The sequence below is a fragment of the Nocardia sp. NPDC050799 genome (assembly GCF_040654015.1).
Lineage (GTDB): Bacteria > Actinomycetota > Actinomycetes > Mycobacteriales > Mycobacteriaceae > Nocardia.
Map to the genome: position 1 here is coordinate 73,156 of NZ_JBFAHF010000025.1, position 17,042 is coordinate 90,197.

General features: G+C 68.3%; 16 protein-coding genes. 11 read left to right on the forward strand and 5 right to left on the reverse strand.

Annotated elements, in window-relative coordinates; genetic code table 11:
* The first annotated feature begins 73 nt into the window (after positions 1 to 73).
* Both AB0H42_RS24100 and AB0H42_RS24105 read left to right on the forward strand, forming a co-directional pair.
* On the forward strand, positions 74 to 682 hold the full coding sequence (locus tag AB0H42_RS24100) for a CatB-related O-acetyltransferase (RefSeq protein ID WP_357059556.1): 609 nt from the start codon (positions 74 to 76) through the stop codon (positions 680 to 682).
* An 11-nt stretch (positions 683 to 693) separates the two neighbouring features.
* Complete coding sequence (locus AB0H42_RS24105; protein ID WP_357059463.1) at positions 694 to 1,869, forward strand: macrolide family glycosyltransferase; 1,176 nt, start codon at positions 694 to 696, stop codon at positions 1,867 to 1,869.
* Positions 1,870 to 2,106: 237 nt separating this feature from the next.
* Here AB0H42_RS24105 and AB0H42_RS24110 read toward each other — a convergent pair whose 3' ends face one another.
* On the reverse strand, positions 2,107 to 2,382 hold the full coding sequence (locus AB0H42_RS24110; RefSeq protein ID WP_030524066.1) for a hypothetical protein: 276 nt from the start codon (positions 2,380 to 2,382) through the stop codon (positions 2,107 to 2,109).
* A gap of 220 nt (positions 2,383 to 2,602) precedes the next feature.
* On the opposite strand from AB0H42_RS24110, the gene AB0H42_RS24115 reads away from it, so the two are divergent.
* Both AB0H42_RS24115 and AB0H42_RS24120 read left to right on the forward strand, forming a co-directional pair.
* Positions 2,603 to 2,896 carry a hypothetical protein gene (locus AB0H42_RS24115; RefSeq protein WP_039823503.1) on the forward strand — a complete coding sequence of 98 codons (294 nt, stop codon included), beginning with the start codon at positions 2,603 to 2,605 and terminating at the stop codon, positions 2,894 to 2,896.
* 92 nt (positions 2,897 to 2,988) lie between these two features.
* Entirely contained in the window at positions 2,989 to 4,434 is a 1,446-nt protein-coding gene (locus AB0H42_RS24120; RefSeq protein WP_357059465.1) for a DUF1254 domain-containing protein, read from the forward strand.
* A gap of 19 nt (positions 4,435 to 4,453) precedes the next feature.
* On the opposite strand, the gene AB0H42_RS24125 is transcribed toward AB0H42_RS24120, so the two are convergent.
* The gene (locus AB0H42_RS24125; RefSeq protein WP_357059468.1) at positions 4,454 to 6,451 is read right to left on the reverse strand and encodes a TerD family protein; all 1,998 of its coding nucleotides are present in this window, start codon (positions 6,449 to 6,451) and stop codon (positions 4,454 to 4,456) included.
* An 88-nt stretch (positions 6,452 to 6,539) separates the two neighbouring features.
* Here AB0H42_RS24125 and AB0H42_RS24130 point away from each other — a divergent pair, with 88 nt between their 5' ends.
* Positions 6,540 to 7,025 (forward strand): hypothetical protein, encoded by a 486-nt coding sequence (locus AB0H42_RS24130; RefSeq protein WP_357059471.1) that lies wholly within the window; start codon positions 6,540 to 6,542, stop codon positions 7,023 to 7,025.
* A 4-nt stretch (positions 7,026 to 7,029) separates the two neighbouring features.
* Here the strand turns inward: AB0H42_RS24130 and AB0H42_RS24135 are convergent, their stop codons facing one another.
* Both AB0H42_RS24135 and pabB read right to left on the reverse strand, forming a co-directional pair.
* Positions 7,030 to 7,419, reverse strand: a complete 390-nt coding sequence (locus AB0H42_RS24135) for a hypothetical protein (RefSeq protein ID WP_357059474.1) — start codon at positions 7,417 to 7,419, stop codon at positions 7,030 to 7,032.
* Between the two features lie 79 nt (positions 7,420 to 7,498).
* A complete protein-coding gene (pabB, locus tag AB0H42_RS24140; protein ID WP_357059477.1) occupies positions 7,499 to 8,968 on the reverse strand; it encodes an aminodeoxychorismate synthase component I in 1,470 nt (489 codons plus the stop codon).
* Positions 8,969 to 9,047: 79 nt separating this feature from the next.
* Here pabB and AB0H42_RS24145 point away from each other — a divergent pair, with 79 nt between their 5' ends.
* The 5 genes from AB0H42_RS24145 to AB0H42_RS24165 all read left to right on the forward strand — a co-directional run bounded on the left by AB0H42_RS24145 (position 9,048) and on the right by AB0H42_RS24165 (position 15,096).
* Positions 9,048 to 10,112 (forward strand): phosphotransferase family protein, encoded by a 1,065-nt coding sequence (locus tag AB0H42_RS24145; RefSeq protein ID WP_357059479.1) that lies wholly within the window; start codon positions 9,048 to 9,050, stop codon positions 10,110 to 10,112.
* 303 nt (positions 10,113 to 10,415) lie between these two features.
* A complete protein-coding gene (locus AB0H42_RS24150) occupies positions 10,416 to 11,546 on the forward strand; it encodes an NDMA-dependent alcohol dehydrogenase (protein WP_357059482.1) in 1,131 nt (376 codons plus the stop codon).
* Between the two features lie 296 nt (positions 11,547 to 11,842).
* Positions 11,843 to 12,667 carry a serine hydrolase domain-containing protein gene (locus AB0H42_RS24155; protein ID WP_357059484.1) on the forward strand — a complete coding sequence of 275 codons (825 nt, stop codon included), beginning with the start codon at positions 11,843 to 11,845 and terminating at the stop codon, positions 12,665 to 12,667.
* A gap of 101 nt (positions 12,668 to 12,768) precedes the next feature.
* Positions 12,769 to 13,302: a DUF3145 domain-containing protein gene (locus tag AB0H42_RS24160; RefSeq protein WP_357059487.1), complete on the forward strand. Its 534-nt coding sequence runs from the start codon at positions 12,769 to 12,771 to the stop codon at positions 13,300 to 13,302.
* An 843-nt stretch (positions 13,303 to 14,145) separates the two neighbouring features.
* A complete protein-coding gene (locus tag AB0H42_RS24165) occupies positions 14,146 to 15,096 on the forward strand; it encodes a cytochrome P450 (protein ID WP_357059559.1) in 951 nt (316 codons plus the stop codon).
* A gap of 258 nt (positions 15,097 to 15,354) precedes the next feature.
* On the opposite strand, the gene AB0H42_RS24170 is transcribed toward AB0H42_RS24165, so the two are convergent.
* A complete protein-coding gene (locus AB0H42_RS24170) occupies positions 15,355 to 15,987 on the reverse strand; it encodes a hypothetical protein (RefSeq protein ID WP_357059489.1) in 633 nt (210 codons plus the stop codon).
* A gap of 429 nt (positions 15,988 to 16,416) precedes the next feature.
* On the opposite strand from AB0H42_RS24170, the gene AB0H42_RS24175 reads away from it, so the two are divergent.
* On the forward strand, positions 16,417 to 17,034 hold the full coding sequence (locus AB0H42_RS24175; protein WP_357059491.1) for a TetR/AcrR family transcriptional regulator: 618 nt from the start codon (positions 16,417 to 16,419) through the stop codon (positions 17,032 to 17,034).
* Positions 17,035 to 17,042: the final 8 nt, after the last annotated feature.

Sequence of the window (17,042 nt, forward strand, 5' to 3'; positions counted from 1 at the left end):
CACGTATCGAAGGAGTTCCGCTGTGCCCGCCGACCCCGTCACGCTTCCCGCCGACCCCACCGTGCTGCACCCCATGCCCGGGCAGCCGCGTGTGGTCCTGCTGAAACCGCTGATCAGCTCACCGCTGATCGAGGCCGGGGAGTTCTCCTACTACGACGACCCCGACGACCCGACCGTGTTCGAAACCCGTAATGTGCTCTACCACTACGGGCCGGAGAAGCTGATCATCGGAAAGTTCTGCGCGCTGGCCACCGGCGTGCGGTTCATCATGAACAGCGCCAACCATCGCATGGACGGTCCGTCGACCTTCCCGTTTCCGACCATGGGCGGTGAATGGGCGCACCACATCGATCTGCTGAGCGATCTGCCGAACCGGGGCGATACCGTCGTCGGCAACGACGTCTGGATCGGTAACGGCGTGACGGTCCTGCCCGGTGTCCGGATCGGCCACGGCGCGATCATCGGCACCGGCGCGGTGGTCACCGGCGATGTTCCCGACTACGGCATCGCCGGCGGGAATCCGGCCCGCCTCATCCGCACCCGCTACGCGGAGCCCGATATCGCCCGGCTGCTGGCGGTGGCCTGGTGGGACTGGCCCGTCGAACACATCACCCGGCATGTGCGGGCGATCATGGCGGGCAGTATCGCCGATCTCGAAGCCGCCGCCGCCGAACTGAAATGAGTGGAACCACTGTGCCTTCTCGCCACGCCCATATCGCGATGGTCGGTATCCCGATCGTCAGTCATGTGCTGCCGAGCCTCGCGATCATCGGTGAACTGGTGGCCCGGGGCCATCGCGTCACCTACGCCAACGACCCGGTGGTGGCCGATCCGATTACCGCCACCGGCGCCGAATTCGTCCCGTGCACATCCGGGCTGCCGGTCGCCGACGACAACTGGCCCGACGATCCGATCGCCGCGATGGACCTTTTCCTCGACGATGCCGTCGCGGCCCTTCCGCAGTTGTCCGCGGCCTACGGGGACGATCCGGCCGACCTGTACATGTACGACATCGGCGCGTACGCCGCACGCGCGCTCGCCGAAACGCAGGGCCGTCCCGTCCTGCAGTTGTCTCCGACATTCGTGGGCTGGGACGGGTACGAGCAGGACGTCGCGGCACACCTGCGGCAACTGCCGGGTGCCGACGCCCACCGGACGCGATTCGCGCGGTGGCTCGCCGAGCGCGGTGCGGTGACCACCGATGTGGACGCCTTCTCGGGTCTGCCCGATCGGGCCCTGGCCCTGATACCCCGGGCGATGCAACCGCATGCCGACCGGGTGGATGCCGAAAAGGTGACCTTCGTCGGTCCCTGTTTCGACCCGGACGGGTCCGACGGCGGCTGGGTGCGCCCGGCCGCGGCGGACAAGGTCCTGCTGATCTCGCTGGGTTCGGCCTACACCCACCGGCCCGAGTTCTACCGCCGCTGTCTGCGTGCCTTCGGCGACCTGCCCGGCTGGCATATCGTGCTGCAGATCGGAAAGCACACCGACCCGGGTGAACTCGGTGATATTCCGGCCGATGTCGAAGTGCACTCCTGGGTCCCGCAGCGGGCCATCCTGGACCGGGCGGACGCGTTCCTCACCCATGCCGGTATGGGCGGTTGCGGCGAAGGGCTGCTGGCCGGTGTCCCGATGATTGCCGTACCGCAGGCCGCCGAACAGTTCCTCAATGCCGACCGCCTGGTGGAACTGGGTGTGGCCCGCCGTATCGACACCGACGACGCCACTCCCCAGAATCTGCGCGCGGCGTTGTTCGACCTCGTCGGGGACGCCGGGGTGGCCGACCGGTCGGCGCGACTGCGTGCCGAGGCGCGAAACGAAGGTGGCACGATGCGGGCCGCCGACCTGATCGAGGACCTGCTGGGCTGACCTCGGCCCGGCCGTCCGCGCCGAGTTGCGTCCCGGGTCGACCCTCACGCGGTCCGGGGACTTGCTATCCGGGTCCGCCTCGGGCGTGGATATGTCGAGGACGCGCGGATGCGCTCCTACTACGACGGAATCGAGCGCGGTCCGGCCGCGTGGCGGGGCGCGGTCATCGAGGCGAACCCGCGTGCGCCGGGTGTCGACCCGGACGAGACGACCCGGGGCCGAGCGGAATGCGGCGCGTCAGCCGATCACGGCGTTCATGATCGTGCCCGCGCTGGTCGCGATGACGCCGCCGATCATGGCTCCGGCCACCATCTTCGGGGACTCCAGACCGCCGCCGGACCATTTCTCCCAGGCGAACTTGCCGCCGGCGTAGATGATCGCGCAGATCCCGGCGAGCAGCACGAACCAGGTGAGATACCTGACCAGTTGCAGGAACTTATCCGAGATGGGGGGTGCTTCGGGTGTGGGGTTACCGATTTGCGCCAGCGTATCGGTCACGGCGGCCAGTATCATCTCGCAGCTCACTCTGGTTTCGGGGTGGGCGGGAACGCTAACGCATCGTAACCGCTCGCCGGGTGGTATGCAGTAATCCCAGGTCCGGGCAGGTGTTCGGGTCACCAGCGGTTATAGCGTGAAAGCCGCTGCGCGGCAAGAACTTGCGCCGCACCGGTATCGGTCTGGATGATGGAGGAGGGGCCGTGTGCCCCGGACGGTATCGGCGAGGGAGCAGACGGTGAGCAGCATCGCGGCGTCGGTTGTGGACGCAGTATCGGTATACGCACAGGTCAGCGACCCTACCCCGGAGCCGCCGCCGCTGGCGGACAAGATCGACCAGTTCGTTCGGTACGGCACCTGGCTGGCCATTCTGTCGGGCACGGTCAGCATCATCTTCGCGGGTGCCAAATTCGCCTGGGAGAAGTGGTCGGGTAGCGGTATGGAGTCGCCGAAGATGGTGGCCGGAGCCATGATCGGCGGCGTCGTCGCCACCAGTGCGGGCACCATCATGAACACGGTTCTCGCCATCTGAGAGCGGCCGCGCCGACCGCATCCGCTATGTTCCAGCTATCTCCGCGTATCCTGCTCGCAGTCCGTCGACAGCGATGAGCAGGGAGAGTGCGAATGCGCGAAGTGCCCGCCGCGGCAGCCGGAGACATGACGCAGCCGGTGGCAGACCGGTTCCGCATGACCCGGCGGTCGATGCTGGGTCTCGTCGCCGTCACCGGTCTGGCAGCCTGCGGGGGTGAGGACTCCGGTACCGAGATTCCGCCGTCGGGCACCCCGGCCGCCCGGCGGGAGGTGGCGGCCGACGCCTATATCTTCGGTTACTCGATGATCCTGATCGATTCGGTCCGCCGGCGGGCACTGGACTACGTATCGACGAATCGGTTCCAGCACACCTCCGACCTGCCGCCCGCGAGCCAGCGCACGGTGGTCCGGATCGACCTGGACAACATGTATTCGGTGGCCTGGCTGGATCTGCGCAAGGAACCGGTGCTGTTCGAGGTACCGGAGATCCGGGATCGGTACTGGGTGATGCAGGTCCTCGACGCCTGGTCCAATACGGTGTCCACGCCGAGCAGTGTGCGACCGGAGGCCGAGCCCGGCGCGGTGCCGCCCTATACCTACGCGGTGACGGGACCGGGCTGGGCCGGGAAACTCCCGGCCGGTGTCGTGCAACTCTCGGTGCCGACCGCCGATGCCTGGCTCTACGGGCGGATCGAGGTGCGCGGTAGCGCGGACGTTCCCGCCGTTCGCGCTCTTCAGGCCCAGCTCCGGCTGGCGCCGCTCAGCGCGTGGAATACGCGGGCGGCCACGGAATCCGAGTCGATACCGGGTAACCAGGACTGGTCGGAACCAGCAGGCCGCGATTCGGTCGCCGCGATGTCGTCGCGCGATTACTTCGACCGCTTGTGCGAGCTGATGGAGGACAATCCGCCGGCACCGGAGGACGAACCGGCGATGCGGCGGTTCGCCACCATCGGCATCCGCCCGGGCGGGTCCCCGGAGGGTGTGAGCACCGGCGAACTCGACGCGGGCGCCGACGCGGCGAAGAAGAAGATAGCCGCCTACGTCGATCCGGCCTCCCGGATGCGCGACGGGTGGCTGGTGGCCCTGAACGTCGGCCGGTACGGCACCAACTATCTGCTGCGCGCCACGACCGCCAGAAGGGGTGTCGGCGCGAATATCGCCGAGGCCATGCTCTATCCCGCACTGTTCGACGAGGCCGACGAGAACGGTGACCCGCGGGAGTTCACCCTGCGGTTCGAACCCGGCCAGGCGCCCCCGGTGAAAGCGTTCTGGTCGATCACCGCCTACGGGGCCGACGCCTACCTGGTACCGAACCCGGCGGACCTGCACACCATCGGGCATCCGGTGGCACCGCGGTTCGCGCCCGACGGTGCGCTGGAGTTCGCGGTGCAGGCTGCCGATCCCGGCGCCGGGTTTCCGCGGTCCAACTGGCTGCCGATTCCCGAACACGGCCAGTTCTCCTTGATCATGCGGTTGTACGAGCCGGAATCCCGGGTGCTGGACGGCAACTGGTCGCCGCCGCCGCTGGTGTCCTAGTCTTCCGGCCGCCATACGATCAGATATTGGCCCCTTTGGTGCGATTACAGCCGCGGCACAGGATCTGCAGGTTGGCCGCGCTGGTGGCGCCGCCGCGGCTGAGCGGGATCACGTGATCGAATTCCAGATAGTGGCTGTCTCCGCATTCCACGCAGCGGCCGCCGTCGCGCTGCCACACCTCCGCTTTCACCTCCTGCGGGATACTGCGTGAATCCCGTTGGCCCGGTGCCAGGACCAGTCGTTTCGCAATGCGCAACGCGCCCTCCAGTGCGGCCGCGAGGTATTCCGGGTCGGTAACGGCGAAGGTGGCACCACCGCGTGCCGACGTCGCCGCGACCACCACGGCGTCGTATTCGGCGGCGACCGAGACGATCCGCGACCACGGCAGCTCGACGCCCGCCCCCGCGCCCACGAAACGCAGCTTCTTGGTGCTCACGATCAGCCGGCCGTCGGTGTGCTTGGGTCCGCGGGCCAGCTCCCGGATATGGGTCGCATCGATATCGAGATAGACCAGTTCCTCGGCGTCCAGGTGCAGGCCGGGGCTGGCGATCGCGGGCAGGTCGCCTTCCCGCAACCGCGACAGCGCGCGTCCGCGTGCCATTCGCGACCGCAGCTCATCGATCAGGGGACCGCTCAGGCCGAGCTCGGTGACGGCGGATTCGACCTCGTCGTACTCCGCGGCGGTGATCTGCCCGTCGGCGAAGGCGAAGGCGACCCGGCGCTCCACATACTGCAGCGCCGCGGGCTGCAGCGCGGCGCGGGCCGCGGCCGCGTCGATGCGCTGGTAGCGCAGGGAAGCCCACAGTGCCTCCCAGTCCGGGCCGCGCGGCCCGGACGCGGTGAGCAACCGGGCCGCCCGGGTGTGCCAGTGGATGAGGAATTCCTCGGTCTCCGCCGCGCAGGACGAGCACGGGTGATGACCGCCGAAGACGCGGCGCCGCAGGCGCGCGCCGCAGCGGTCGCAGTCGTGGGCGTGCGGTCGTACGGCCGGACGCCGGTCGGCGGTCCAGCGTTCCCCGTCCCACCAGCGCAGGCGCGCCGGATCCTCGGGGTCGCGGTACCAGTCGGCACCGTCGGGGTCGGGAGGCGGGGCCAGGCGTACCGGCTCGGTGGTGGCGAGCCGGCGCAGGGTGACCGTGCCGGGGAGCTGCCGGGTGGGCTGCGGCTCTGCGAAACGGTCCCAGGGCGCGGCGGGAGCCGCGGCGGGCGGGTTCTCGTCGAGGCGATAGTGGGCGTTGCCCGGATGCGTTCCGGGGGATGCGGTGCGGGCGCCGTTCGCGGCGGCGATGGCCCGGCCCGGGTCACGGTGGGAGGCCACCCGGTCACCGGCCGGGTCGTCGGCCGCGCCACCGGCGCGGTGATGCCCGGGATCGGCGGGGCGGTCGAGGACCGCGGTACTCCGGTCCCCGGCCGGAGACGCGGCCGGTCGTATTAGCTCCGTGGCGTCCTCGGCCGCCGGGCGGACCGGGCTCTCGTCGCGGCGCGCCGGCGGGGTGGCCTGCCGTGCCGCGGGACCTTCGTCGACCTGGATGCCGAACTCGGTGATCAGGCCCGCCATCCCGGCGGCCCAGCCCTGTCCGACGGCCCGGAACCGCCAGCCGCCGTCCCGGCGATAGAACTCGCCGAACATCATGGCCGAGACCGATTCCGAAGCGTCGACGGTGAACACCGCGACCGGGCCGTCGACCGCGAAGACCGTGAGCGTGACCTCGCCGAGATCGGTGAAGGTCGCCTCCTCGAGCGAGCCCGACACCACGATGCGGTCCACCTCGGACTCCGTGCGCGGCAGCGAAACGCTCAACCGCGCAGTACCCGGATCGGGGTCCTGGTCGAGGGTGACGGCCTGGGAGATATGGCGGGGCGCGTTGTAGAAGACCAGATCCCGGTCGCCGCGTACCGACCCGTCGCTGCCCAGCAGCAGGGCGTGCGCGTCCACCGTATGGTCCGACCGCCAGGAAATCACCACGGCCAGAAGCGATGTCGGTATCGGCGTATTGGCGCCCTTGCTCAGTTCCATCGTCGTCGAACTATGCCATGTGCCGCCGACACGCCCACAGGTGTGCAGGTCGCAGCGGTTTTCGTGGTCGATGCGGCAGAGTTGTCGCATGACCGAACCGGGGCAGCCGGGGGACAAGAAGCCGGGCGCCCGGCGGGTTCCCACACCCGCCGATGTGCTCGCCGCCGCGCAGACCGCGGTGGACGCCGCGCAGTCCGCGGCCGGCCAGGCTCTGGAGGCCGCCCAGCTGACCGCCGGCCAGGCCTTCGACGCCGCGGTACGGCTGCCCCCGGCGTCGGCGCAGCTCGCCGCGCAACTGCCCGATGTGCTGGAGAACCTGTCCAGTGCCATCGACCGGCTCAATGCCACGATCGACCGGCTCGACCGCACCCTCGCCCTCGCCGACCCCGCGTTCGCCGCCTACGACCGGCTGCTGCCGCGGCTGGAGGCGATGATCGCACTGGGGGAGGATCTGTTCGGCGCGCTGGCCCGGTTGCCCGGTGTCGGCCGGCTCGGCCGGATGGCCGGAATCACCGCGGCCGAATCTCCGGAACCGGAACCCGAATCGAAGAAAAGGTCCCGCCGCCGGCCCTGAGCGCTCAGGGCGAGTCGAACGCCCGGCCGTTGTAGGGGGTGTCGTGGGCGGTGCGATCGTGGACGGGCCGTACCTGCACCTCGGCGTCGTCGAAGGTGATCTGCGCGTTCTTGTTCGCACTGAGCAGGATCAGTACCAGTTGGTCGGCGATCCGTTCGGCGGCCTCCGCGCCGGGGTACCGTCCCAGGACCCGGACACTCGGTCCGACGGTGCCGCTGCCCCGGTCGTAGTCCCATTGCCCGTTGCCGGTCGCCACCGCCAACCGGGCCACGACGTCGACGCCGCCCGGACCGTCGTGGGGGCCGCGTTCACGCACCGATTCCGTGCCGATCTCGATGATCTGGTCGGCCCGAAGCCAGTCCCCACCATGTGTTCTCACCCAGAGCTGTGCCATCGCTCCATTGTCGCGCTGTTCGCCGGATCGGGCCGCTCGTTTCCGATGGCCCGCAATACTTCTCGGCCGCCCGCGGCGTTCATCCGGCCGCGGTGACCTCGGTGGCCGGCGCGGCGGCGCCGCCCGGCCCGCTGGCCAGGGCCCGGTACACCGCCGCGGCCTTGAGTAGCATCTCGTCGTATTCCGCTTCGGCCACCGAGTCCAGCACGATGGCTCCGCCGGCACCGATCTGCCAGTTCCCGGCGTAGCGCACCGCGGTGCGGATAACGATATTGAGGTCGGCCGTGCCACCCAGCCCCAGGAACCCGATCGTCCCCGAATAGACCCCGCGCGCCCGGGTTTCGAGGGTGTCGACGATCTGCATGGTGCGGATCTTGGGCGCCCCCGTCATGGACCCCCCGGGGAAGCAGGCGCGCAGGCAGTCGACGACCCCGGTATCGGCGCGCAGGGTGCCGCGCACGGTCGAAACCAGCTGGTGCAGGGTCGAATAGGTCTCGGTGGCCAGCAGTTCGCGCACCCGCACGCTGCCGATCTCGCAGACCCGCCCCAGATCGTTGCGCAGCAGGTCCACGATCATCACGTTCTCGGCCCGGGTCTTCGGGTCCTCGGTCAGCGCGCGGCGCAGTTGTTCGTCCACGACCGGGTCGGGATCGCGGCGGGCGGTGCCCTTGATCGGTTTCGTCTCGACCGTCCGGTCGCGGGCGATCTTCAGGAAACGTTCGGGGGAGGAGCAGGCGATCTCCAGATCGCCGAACCGCAGGTAGGCCGAGTAGGGCGCGGGATTGGCCCGGCGCAGCGTGCGGTAGACGTCGAGTCCGCCGGACGTGGCGGGAAAGACGAGCTGGTCGGTCAGCGTGATCTCGTACGATTCACCGGCCCGCAGCGCGGCCCGGCAGTCGGCGATATCGCGCAGGTAGCGCGCCCGGCCGCGGACCAGGTGTTCCTCCAGACCGGCGGTATCGCCCGCCGTGGTGATCGGGGGCGGGTTCGACCAGGTCGGCAGTGTCTCCAGGGTCGCCGCGGTGGTGCGCAGCCAGGTCCGGGCCGCGGCGCGGCCGGAATCGTCGGCCAGTGCGAGCAGATATGTGCGGCCGGCGAGATGGTCGACGACCACCACCCGGTCGGCGAAGATCCATTGGGCGTCGGGCGCCGGGGCGCGGTATGCCGCGGACCCGCCGCAATCGGCCTTGACCTCGTAACCCAGGTACCCCACGTAGCCCCCCGCGAAATCGAACGGGAAGTCTTCCGGCAGTGGGACCGGCCGGGTCCGCAGCGCTTCGGCCAGATGATCCAGGATGGTGCCCCGGAACTCGCGGACGCCGTCGGCGGTTCGGACGGTGACCGTATCGCTGCCGACCCGGTAGCCGATCACCTCGGCCAGCGGGCCGGAGGCGTCGCCGAGGAACGAGAAGCGGTCCATCCCCGGTTCCACGTGCTCGCTGTCGAGCCAGAAGGCGGCGGGCGAGGCGCCGTACAACCGCAGGAAGGCCGCCTCGGTGTCGACGGCCCGCTCGAGAACGCGGTGCTGGAGGGTCACGGAGAAAGACATCGTGGCCCGAACCCTACGCCGCGGGCGGGTATCGAACTGTTGTCGGTTGCCTGCAGTTCATCCGGCCGGGTGGGGCACAATGTCAGGCATGTCTGTTGCGCAGCCGGTAGGCGTGGATCGTGAGCACGTCGACTTCACCGTGGTCGGGAACTGGATGGATGAGCGGGGGCTCACCGGCGGTGAGTTCCAGGACGTGAAGGCGCTCGGCGGCGGCACGCAGAACATCATGCTGCGTTTCACCCGGGGCGGGCGCGACTACGTGCTGCGCCGCGGTCCGGCGCATCTGCGCCCGAAGAGCAACGAGGTCATCCGGCGGGAGGCGCGACTGCTGGGCGCGCTGGCCGATACCGATGTCCGCGCCCCGCGGGTGATCGCCGCCGAACCCGACGAATCGGTGCTGGGCGCGGTCTTCTACCTGATGGAGCCGATCGAGGGCTTCAACCCGCAGACCGAGCTACCCGCCCCCTTCGCCGAGGACCCGGAGGCCCGCCGGCAGATGGGCCTGTCCGCGGTGGAGGCCATCGCCCGGCTGGGCGCGCTGGACTACCGGGCGCTGGGCCTGGACGATTACGGCAAACCCGAGGGGTTCCTGGAACGGCAGGTCGGCCGCTGGACCCACGAACTGGAGTCGTACTCGGCCAACGAGGGATACCCCGGCCCGCGGATCCCGGGCCTGGACGCGGTGGCGGACTGGCTGGAACGCCACCGTCCGGCCGAATGGACCCCCGGCATCCTGCACGGCGACTGCCACCTCGCGAACATCATGTTCTCCTACGAGCGGCCCGAGGTCGCGGCCCTGGTCGACTGGGAGATGTCGACCATCGGCGATCCGCTGCTGGATCTCGGCTGGCAGATCGCGACCCGGCCCGAACCGGGCACCTCCGGGGCGGCGCTGATCGGCAAGCTCGGCGAGGCCGGTTCGCTGCCGACGAGCGCGGAGATGGTCGAGCACTACGGCAAGTTCTCCGACCGGGACCTGAGCGCGGTCACCTGGTACACGGTGCTGGCCTGCTTCAAACTCGGCATCGTGCTCGAGGGCACCTACGCGCGGTCCTTCGCGGGTAAGGCACCGAAGCAGGTCGGTGAGTTCCTGCACGCGAACACGCTCGAACTCTTCGCGCGGGCGCGCGGACTCATGGAGTGAGAACAGGTTTCATTAATTCGATGCGTCCGGCGTGCGCCGGTGCTTCCCCCGGGCCGGGCCGGGGGTATCGCGGCGGGACTGTCCGTAGGCGGTGCCCCGCGGGTATCGGCGGTGGAAGCGGACGATTCGGGAGATGCTCGGCCGGCGGCCGGCGGTGGGTTTCCACCGCCGGCCGCAGGGCAATGGTCGGCCGACCAGTTCTGCCGGGAAAATCTTCGCCAAACCACTAGAACGTGTTCCAGTTCGTATCGTAGTGTGGAGGCCGTCACATGAAAGCCCGCGCATGCGAGAGGTCGGACACGAATGAAGACGAAGGGCGCGATCCTGTGGGGGATCGACGAACCGTGGTCGGTCGAGGAAATCGAACTCGGTGACCCCCGCGCCGGTGAGGTGCAGATCCAGCTGGAAACCGCCGGAATGTGCCATTCGGACCACCATATGGTCACCGGTGCCACCCCGATGCCGTCGTTCCCGGCCATGGGCGGCCACGAAGGCGCGGGCGTCATCACCGAACTGGGCCCCGGCACCCCGCCCGACCTGGCCGTCGGCGATCACGTGGTGCTGTCGTTCATTCCCGCCTGTGGCCGCTGTCCGGCGTGCGTATCGGGGAACATGGCCCTCTGTGATCTCGGGATGGGCCTGCTGTCCGGGCAGTCCATCAGCGACGGCAGCTACCGCATCCAGGCCCGCGGTAAGGACGTCATTCCGATGTGCCTGCTCGGCACGTTCTCGCCGTACATGACGGTGCACTACAGCTCGGTGGTCAAGATCGATCCGGAGATCCCGTTCGAGGTCGCCTGCCTGGTCGGCTGCGGTGTGCCCACCGGATTCGGCTCCGCCACCCATGTCGCCGATGTGATGCCCGGCGATACCGCGGCCATCGTCGGCATCGGCGGCGTCGGGATGAGCGCGCTGCAGGGCGCGGTGCTCTCCGGGGCGCAGAAGGTCGTCGCCATCGACCCGAACCCGTGGAAACTGGAACAGGCCAAGAAGTTCGGCGCCACCCACACCTACGCCAGTATGGCCGAGGCGATCATGCCGCTGATGGAGGCCACCGAGGGCCGGATGGCCGACAAGGTCATTCTCACCATGGGTGAGATGCAGGGCGAATACATCGAAGAGGGCCTGATCCTCACCGCGAAGGCGGGCACCCTGGTCGTCACCTCCATGGGCCGGATGGACGCCGCCGACGTGAAGATGAACAACTTCCTGCTCTGCATGCTGCAGAAGACGGTCAAGGGCTGCATCTTCGGTGGCGGCAACGCCCGCCAGGACATTCCGCGCCTGCTGTCCATGTACAAGGCCGGCCAGCTGAACCTGGACGATATGGTCACCCGTAGCTACTCCCTGGAGGACGTGAACCAGGGCTACAAGGACATGCTGGACGGCAAGAACATCCGCGGCATCATCAAGTACACCGACGCCGACCGCTGATCGGCGAGCGTACCCGCGCGTTCCCGGGTGGGCCGACCCCTCACCGGCCCACCCGGTGCTCGCCCGCTGCGTCGCTTTGATTTCCCCACCTGATGTACCCCGCCGGGCGGCGCCGCGGCCACGGAGGGACGAACCGATCCGCGCGGTCCGCTGACGCATACGACCTGGTGATCCGCTCCGCCGCAGCGCGTTTGCGATACCCTGGCCGACCGCGGGCGCGCGGCGGTTTCCCACTGCTTTCCGGTAACTGCTCGGCCGGGTTCCGCGGGGCCGGTTCCGTCTCGTAACCTCGGGGTGTGCGCGCACTCGAGCAGATCCAGGAATGGCCGGTCAGGCATGCCGCGGCGGGTGTGATCACCCGGGACGGGCGCTGGTCGGCCGGTGAAACGGACCGGGTCTACCGCCTGGCGTCGGTCACCAAACCCCTGGCCGCCTACGCGGTGCTGGTCGCCGTGGAAGAGGGGGCGATCGAACTCGATCAGCCCGCCGGGCCGCCCGGCGCGACCATCCGGCACCTGCTGGCCCACACCTCCGGCGTGGCCTTCGACACCACCGATATCCTGGCTCGGCCCGGTGCCAAACGGATCTATTCGAGCGCCGGTTTCGAACTGCTGGCCGACGCGGTCGCCGAACACACCGGTATCCCTTTCCCGCAGTATCTGCGCGAGGGAGTCTTCGAACCGCTGGGCATGGTCGATTCGGAATTGACCGGCTCGGCCGGGCACGGCGCGAATTCGACTCTCGCCGACCTGTCGCGTTTCGCCGCCGAACTTCTCGAACCGCGCCTGATCTCGGCGCAGACCCTCGCGGCGGCCACCAGCGTCCAGTTCCCGGGCAGCGACGGTGTCCTGCCGGGTTTCGGCTCGCAGCGGCCCAACGATTGGGGCCTGGGCTTCGAGATCAAGGACGGGAAGTCGCCGCACTGGACCGGGGCCACCAATTCGCCCGAGACCTTCGGTCATTTCGGGCAGTCCGGGACGTTCCTGTGGGTGGATCCGCGCCCCGGCGTGGCATGTGTGGCCTTGAGCGACGAGAATTTCGGCGACTGGTCGCGCGAAGTATGGCCTCCGTTCAGTGATTCGGTCATCGCGGAGGCGACACTCGCGCGCAACACCAAGTGAAGTAACACGTGTAACACCGGGCACTCGAGTACACTCGGGCAACGCCTTTTCGACGGACCCGTTGGGGAAGACGAGCATCGTCGAAACCGGAGGTGTACGTGGTGCGCGGATCGTCCCGATACGCGGAGACAACGGCGGGTGTGGTGTACATCCACTCGTCGCCCGCCGCGCTGTGCCCGCATATCGAATGGGCGCTCGCGGCCGCTCTCGGGGCTCCGGCCTCGCTGCGCTGGACGGCGCAACCCGCCGCTCCCGGCCGGCTCCGGGCAACGACCGAATGGGTGGGTCCGGCCGGTACCGCGTCCCGTATCGCGCAGTCGCTGCGTTCCTGGCCGGTCCTGCGTTTCGAGGTGACCGAGGATCCCAGCGAAGGGGTCGACGGGGAGCGGTACAGTTTCGTGCCGTCGCTGGGCCTCTGGCACGGCTCCACCAGCGCCAACGGTGATGTGATGGTGGGGGAGATGCGCCTGCGGATCCTGTTGCAGGCCGATCGTGAACTGGGCCGGTACGGCGCGTTCGATCTGGCCGGCGAACTGGACCGGGCGCTGGGGACCGCCTGGGACGAGGACCTGGAGGTCTACCGGAGCGGCAGCGAGGGCGCCGAGGTCACCTGGCTGCGCCGCGACGTCGGCTGAGAGCCCGGAAATCGCCCATCCCGGCCGGGGAACGACCCCGGCGACGGGGTACCCGGTTCGGCGAGCCGAGCTTGTCGTACCGGGCCGGCGATCCGAGTGGCGAACCGGCAGGCCACGGTGGCTCCCGGTAGGGGTCTCCACCACCGCGGCCGGCTCGGTCACGGTTTTCGCTGCGGTTTTCGATGCCGGTCGGTACCCTGTTGCCGAGTGTTCGCCCTTCCCCGGGAGAGGGTGCGATCACGGTGAATCTCTGCCAGCGGATCGCAATCGCTTCGACCGAGGGAGCGCATGAGCCAGGAAGCCGTCCGATGTACCGTGGCGGCAGTCCCGGGCGCGTGTCGAATCGACTACCGAGCCCTGCTGTGGTGATCACCGGCAGTCGTCGTCATCAACCTGTGTCCGGCGGTATGAAGAACAACGACACCTGCCCTGCCAGTGTGTCCCGCGCCGACCGATCCTGAGTCCAGGTCGGCCACCCCCGCGTCATATTTCGTTTGTCACTGTTGAAACACCTGGAGTCTTCCTGTGCCCATGTCCCAGCCGCTGGAAACGCCTCTGTCTTCCTATGCCGGCCGCCCGATCGCACCCAGTTCGGTGATCGATGCCGATGACCCGCGAGTAGCCATATACACCAAGGAATTCGCCTCGGATCCCCAGCGCGTATACCGGGAGCTGAGAGCCCGCTACGGATCGCTGGTTCCCGTGGAGATCGCACCGGGTGTTCCGGCCACTCTCGTGGTCGATTACGAGACCGCGAAGCGAATACTGCACGACCCCGAGCACTTCCCGGCGGACCCTCGGGCCTGGGAGGCGAATGTGCCGCTCGACTGTCCCGTGCGGCCGATGTTGCAGTGGCGGCCGAATGCGTTGCGTAACACCGGAGCGGCTCATGCTCGGCTGCGCTCGGCCAACACATTCGCTATCAACGGGATCGACCTGCACACCACCCAGGCGTTGGTCGAAAAGATCGCGGTGCCGCTGATCAACGGCTTCTGCGCCGCCGGACACGCCGATCTGCTCGCTCAGTTCGTGCACCCCCTCGTCTTCGAGGTCCTCAACACTCTGGTCGGCTGCTCGCCCGATATCGGGGCGCGTGTCGCGCAGGGCATGGCCAGCATTTTCGATACCTCCGCAGGTGCCGAAGAGGGCAACGTGATATTGGAAACGGCGCTGTACGAGCAGACTATGCGCAAGATCGCCGAGCCCGGCCACGACATCACCACTCGAATGATCGCGCACAGCGCGGAACTGACCCAGGAGGAGGTGATCCACCAACTGGTCGTCATCTACGGGGCGGGGATCGAACCGACGGTCAACCTCATCTTGAATACCCTGCGACTCATGCTGACCGACGACCGGTTCGGCGGCGGAATGATCAGCGGCAGTCTCTCGACCGCCGACGCGCTGGATGAGTTGCTGTTCACTGATCCTCCTCTGGCGAACTTCTGTTTCAGTTATCCGCGGCAGCCGATTCTCATCGACGGCGTGTGGCTACCCGCGCATCAGCCTGTGCTGATCAGCATGTCCGCGTGCAATAACGATTCCGCAGTGCATTCCGGCGATTTCACTGCGAATCGATCTCATCTCGCCTGGGGCGCCGGCCCCCACACCTGCCCGGCGAAGGATCTTTCCGCTACCATCGCTCGCGCGGCGATAGATCAACTGCTCGATGCGCTGCCCGAGATGAAACTGGCGGTCCCTGTCGAGGATCTGCAGTGGCGGCCCGGGCCCTATCATCGCTCGCTGGCGTGCTTGCCCGTTGTATTCGTCCCGATCCCGCCGATGGCCGTGTGAGGCTACGTCTGCGATAGATCCGGTCCATCGCACGGTGGACCGGCTCGAGCGGCCCGCCGGGGTGCACCGGCCCGCTGCCTGCCCCTACTTCGCGGCCCACTCGGTCCGGCGGTTCGACTCCAGCGGGCCGAGGTGGTGCGGGCCGGGCGCGCCGGCACCCCGGTTACCACCCTCGTAATCTTCTGGCTACGAGAAGCGATCTGTTCGAGAGCGTCACCAACGGTCCGTTCGAAAGCTGATTCCGCGGAGACCGGCCCTTCACGACTCGCCCTGCTGTCCGCGGAAACTCTCCCACATCTGTTCCACCACAATGGTGTGGTCTTCCCGCCGGCCCGGCCCGAACGGCCCGGACTCCGGAAACGGCTGGTCGCCGACCGTATGACTCAGTTCTCGAAGGCCGTCCCGCCAGTTCATGGAACGCTCGATGTTCTGCGCCTCGGTCGTCACCGGGTCATGGGAGTATCTCTCGTCGATATCGACTCCGCTCTCTTCCAATATTTCACGGCGCGCCCGCGCGGCCGCCAAATACGAGGCGGTATCGCGCTCCACCAGTTTTTGTACCTGGCGATCGGCCCACCCCCGTTTGTCACCTATTTCATCGATGCCCGGTGGCGCGATGGTGCGTATCAGATCGCTTCTGCGGGCATATTCCACCTGTTGCGCCAGGTGGCGAGTCATCTCAGCGGAACCGATGGGCATTTCACGGTATCCCTCCTCGATATCGATGACTTCGGCATCGGGCACGATGATCTTCTTGCTCGTGTGGTCGGTGTAGGCGTCCAGACCTCCACGCTCGAATGTCCATCCCCGCTGCTGCAAACCATGGATATCCCGTGACAACGAACGAGACGACATCACCAGGTCATCGATGTCATCGCCGAGCCCCGACACGACGCGTACCCGGCGCGTGGGCGCCTGGGCGTGATCGCTCTCGGGCGACGCAAGATCATCGATCGGTCTGCGCAGATCGCGATCGGTATCGCCGACCGTATTCGCGGCACCGTGCGCCTTCTCGCTCACCGACCGTGGCGGTCGAGACCTGAGTTTCGCCACATCCGGGACGAGGTTCTTCGCACGTTGGAGTACTTCGCGCATGGCGCGGATGATCCCGTCGGGCACACTGCCGATTCTCGCTCGGTACCGCCCTGCACGCGACCGAAAGGCGCTGAACACCACCGGGGCGAGGGCCCGGGAGGCCAACGCGCCGGCAGCGAGACTGCCGACGTCGCCTGGCTGCGTCGGGTCGTCGGCCGAGCCGCGGGTGGGCCCGGCACCTCCGGGTTATGGACAGTTCGTTACATAATGCGTTAGGGTCGGCGCATGGCCAGACCGCGCAGCTTCGAACACGAGAAGGTGCTCGCGGCCGCCACGAGTCAGTTCCAGCGCGCCGGCCTGCACGCCACCAGTGCGGAGGACCTCTGCCGGGCCACGGGGCTGGGGCGCAGCAGCCTGTACAACACCTTCGGTAGCAAGGACGAACTCTTCGCGCAGTGCCTCGACGCCTATCTGGAGAGCACCCTGGCGCGCGCGGAGGAGGTCATCGGTGATGATTCGCTCGGCACCGTCGAACGAATCGAGGCGCTGTTGCGCCGGGTCGTGGCCGAGGAGGTCGAACGGGCCGGGTCCGGGGCGCCGCGGGGTTGCCTGGCGGTGAATTCGGTGGCCGAGCTGGCCGACGATCCCGTGCACGAGAAGAGCATCGAGCGGATCGGCCGGGATACCGCCGCCCGGTTGGAATTGCTGAGCGCCGTCCTGCGGGTGGGTCAGGCCGCCGGGGAGGTCACGAAAAGCGTTTCCGCCGAAGGGCTCGCCGCGTTCGTGAACTCGGCGGTCGCCGGTCTGCGTATCTCCTCGCAGGGCCGGGTCGCGGCCCCGTGGTCCGGGGAGATCATCACGGCCACGCTGCGGGCGCTGCGGCCGGATCCGGCGAACGACTGAACCGCTGA

Excerpts from the sequence above, each read along its gene's own strand:
- AB0H42_RS24100 (WP_357059556.1), top strand. The coding sequence starts at position 74 with ATGCCCGGGCAGCCGCGTGTGGTCCTGCTGAAACCGCTGATCAGCTCA.
- AB0H42_RS24110 (WP_030524066.1), bottom strand. The coding sequence starts at position 2,382 with ATGATACTGGCCGCCGTGACCGATACGCTGGCGCAAATCGGTAACCCC.
- AB0H42_RS24120 (WP_357059465.1), top strand. The coding sequence starts at position 2,989 with ATGCGCGAAGTGCCCGCCGCGGCAGCCGGAGACATGACGCAGCCGGTG.
- AB0H42_RS24125 (WP_357059468.1), bottom strand. The coding sequence starts at position 6,451 with ATGGAACTGAGCAAGGGCGCCAATACGCCGATACCGACATCGCTTCTG.
- AB0H42_RS24130 (WP_357059471.1), top strand. The coding sequence starts at position 6,540 with ATGACCGAACCGGGGCAGCCGGGGGACAAGAAGCCGGGCGCCCGGCGG.
- AB0H42_RS24135 (WP_357059474.1), bottom strand. The coding sequence starts at position 7,419 with ATGGCACAGCTCTGGGTGAGAACACATGGTGGGGACTGGCTTCGGGCC.
- pabB (WP_357059477.1), bottom strand. The coding sequence starts at position 8,968 with ATGTCTTTCTCCGTGACCCTCCAGCACCGCGTTCTCGAGCGGGCCGTC.
- AB0H42_RS24145 (WP_357059479.1), top strand. The coding sequence starts at position 9,048 with ATGTCAGGCATGTCTGTTGCGCAGCCGGTAGGCGTGGATCGTGAGCAC.
- AB0H42_RS24150 (WP_357059482.1), top strand. The coding sequence starts at position 10,416 with ATGAAGACGAAGGGCGCGATCCTGTGGGGGATCGACGAACCGTGGTCG.
- AB0H42_RS24165 (WP_357059559.1), top strand. The coding sequence starts at position 14,146 with ATGTTGCAGTGGCGGCCGAATGCGTTGCGTAACACCGGAGCGGCTCAT.
- AB0H42_RS24175 (WP_357059491.1), top strand. The coding sequence starts at position 16,417 with ATGGCCAGACCGCGCAGCTTCGAACACGAGAAGGTGCTCGCGGCCGCC.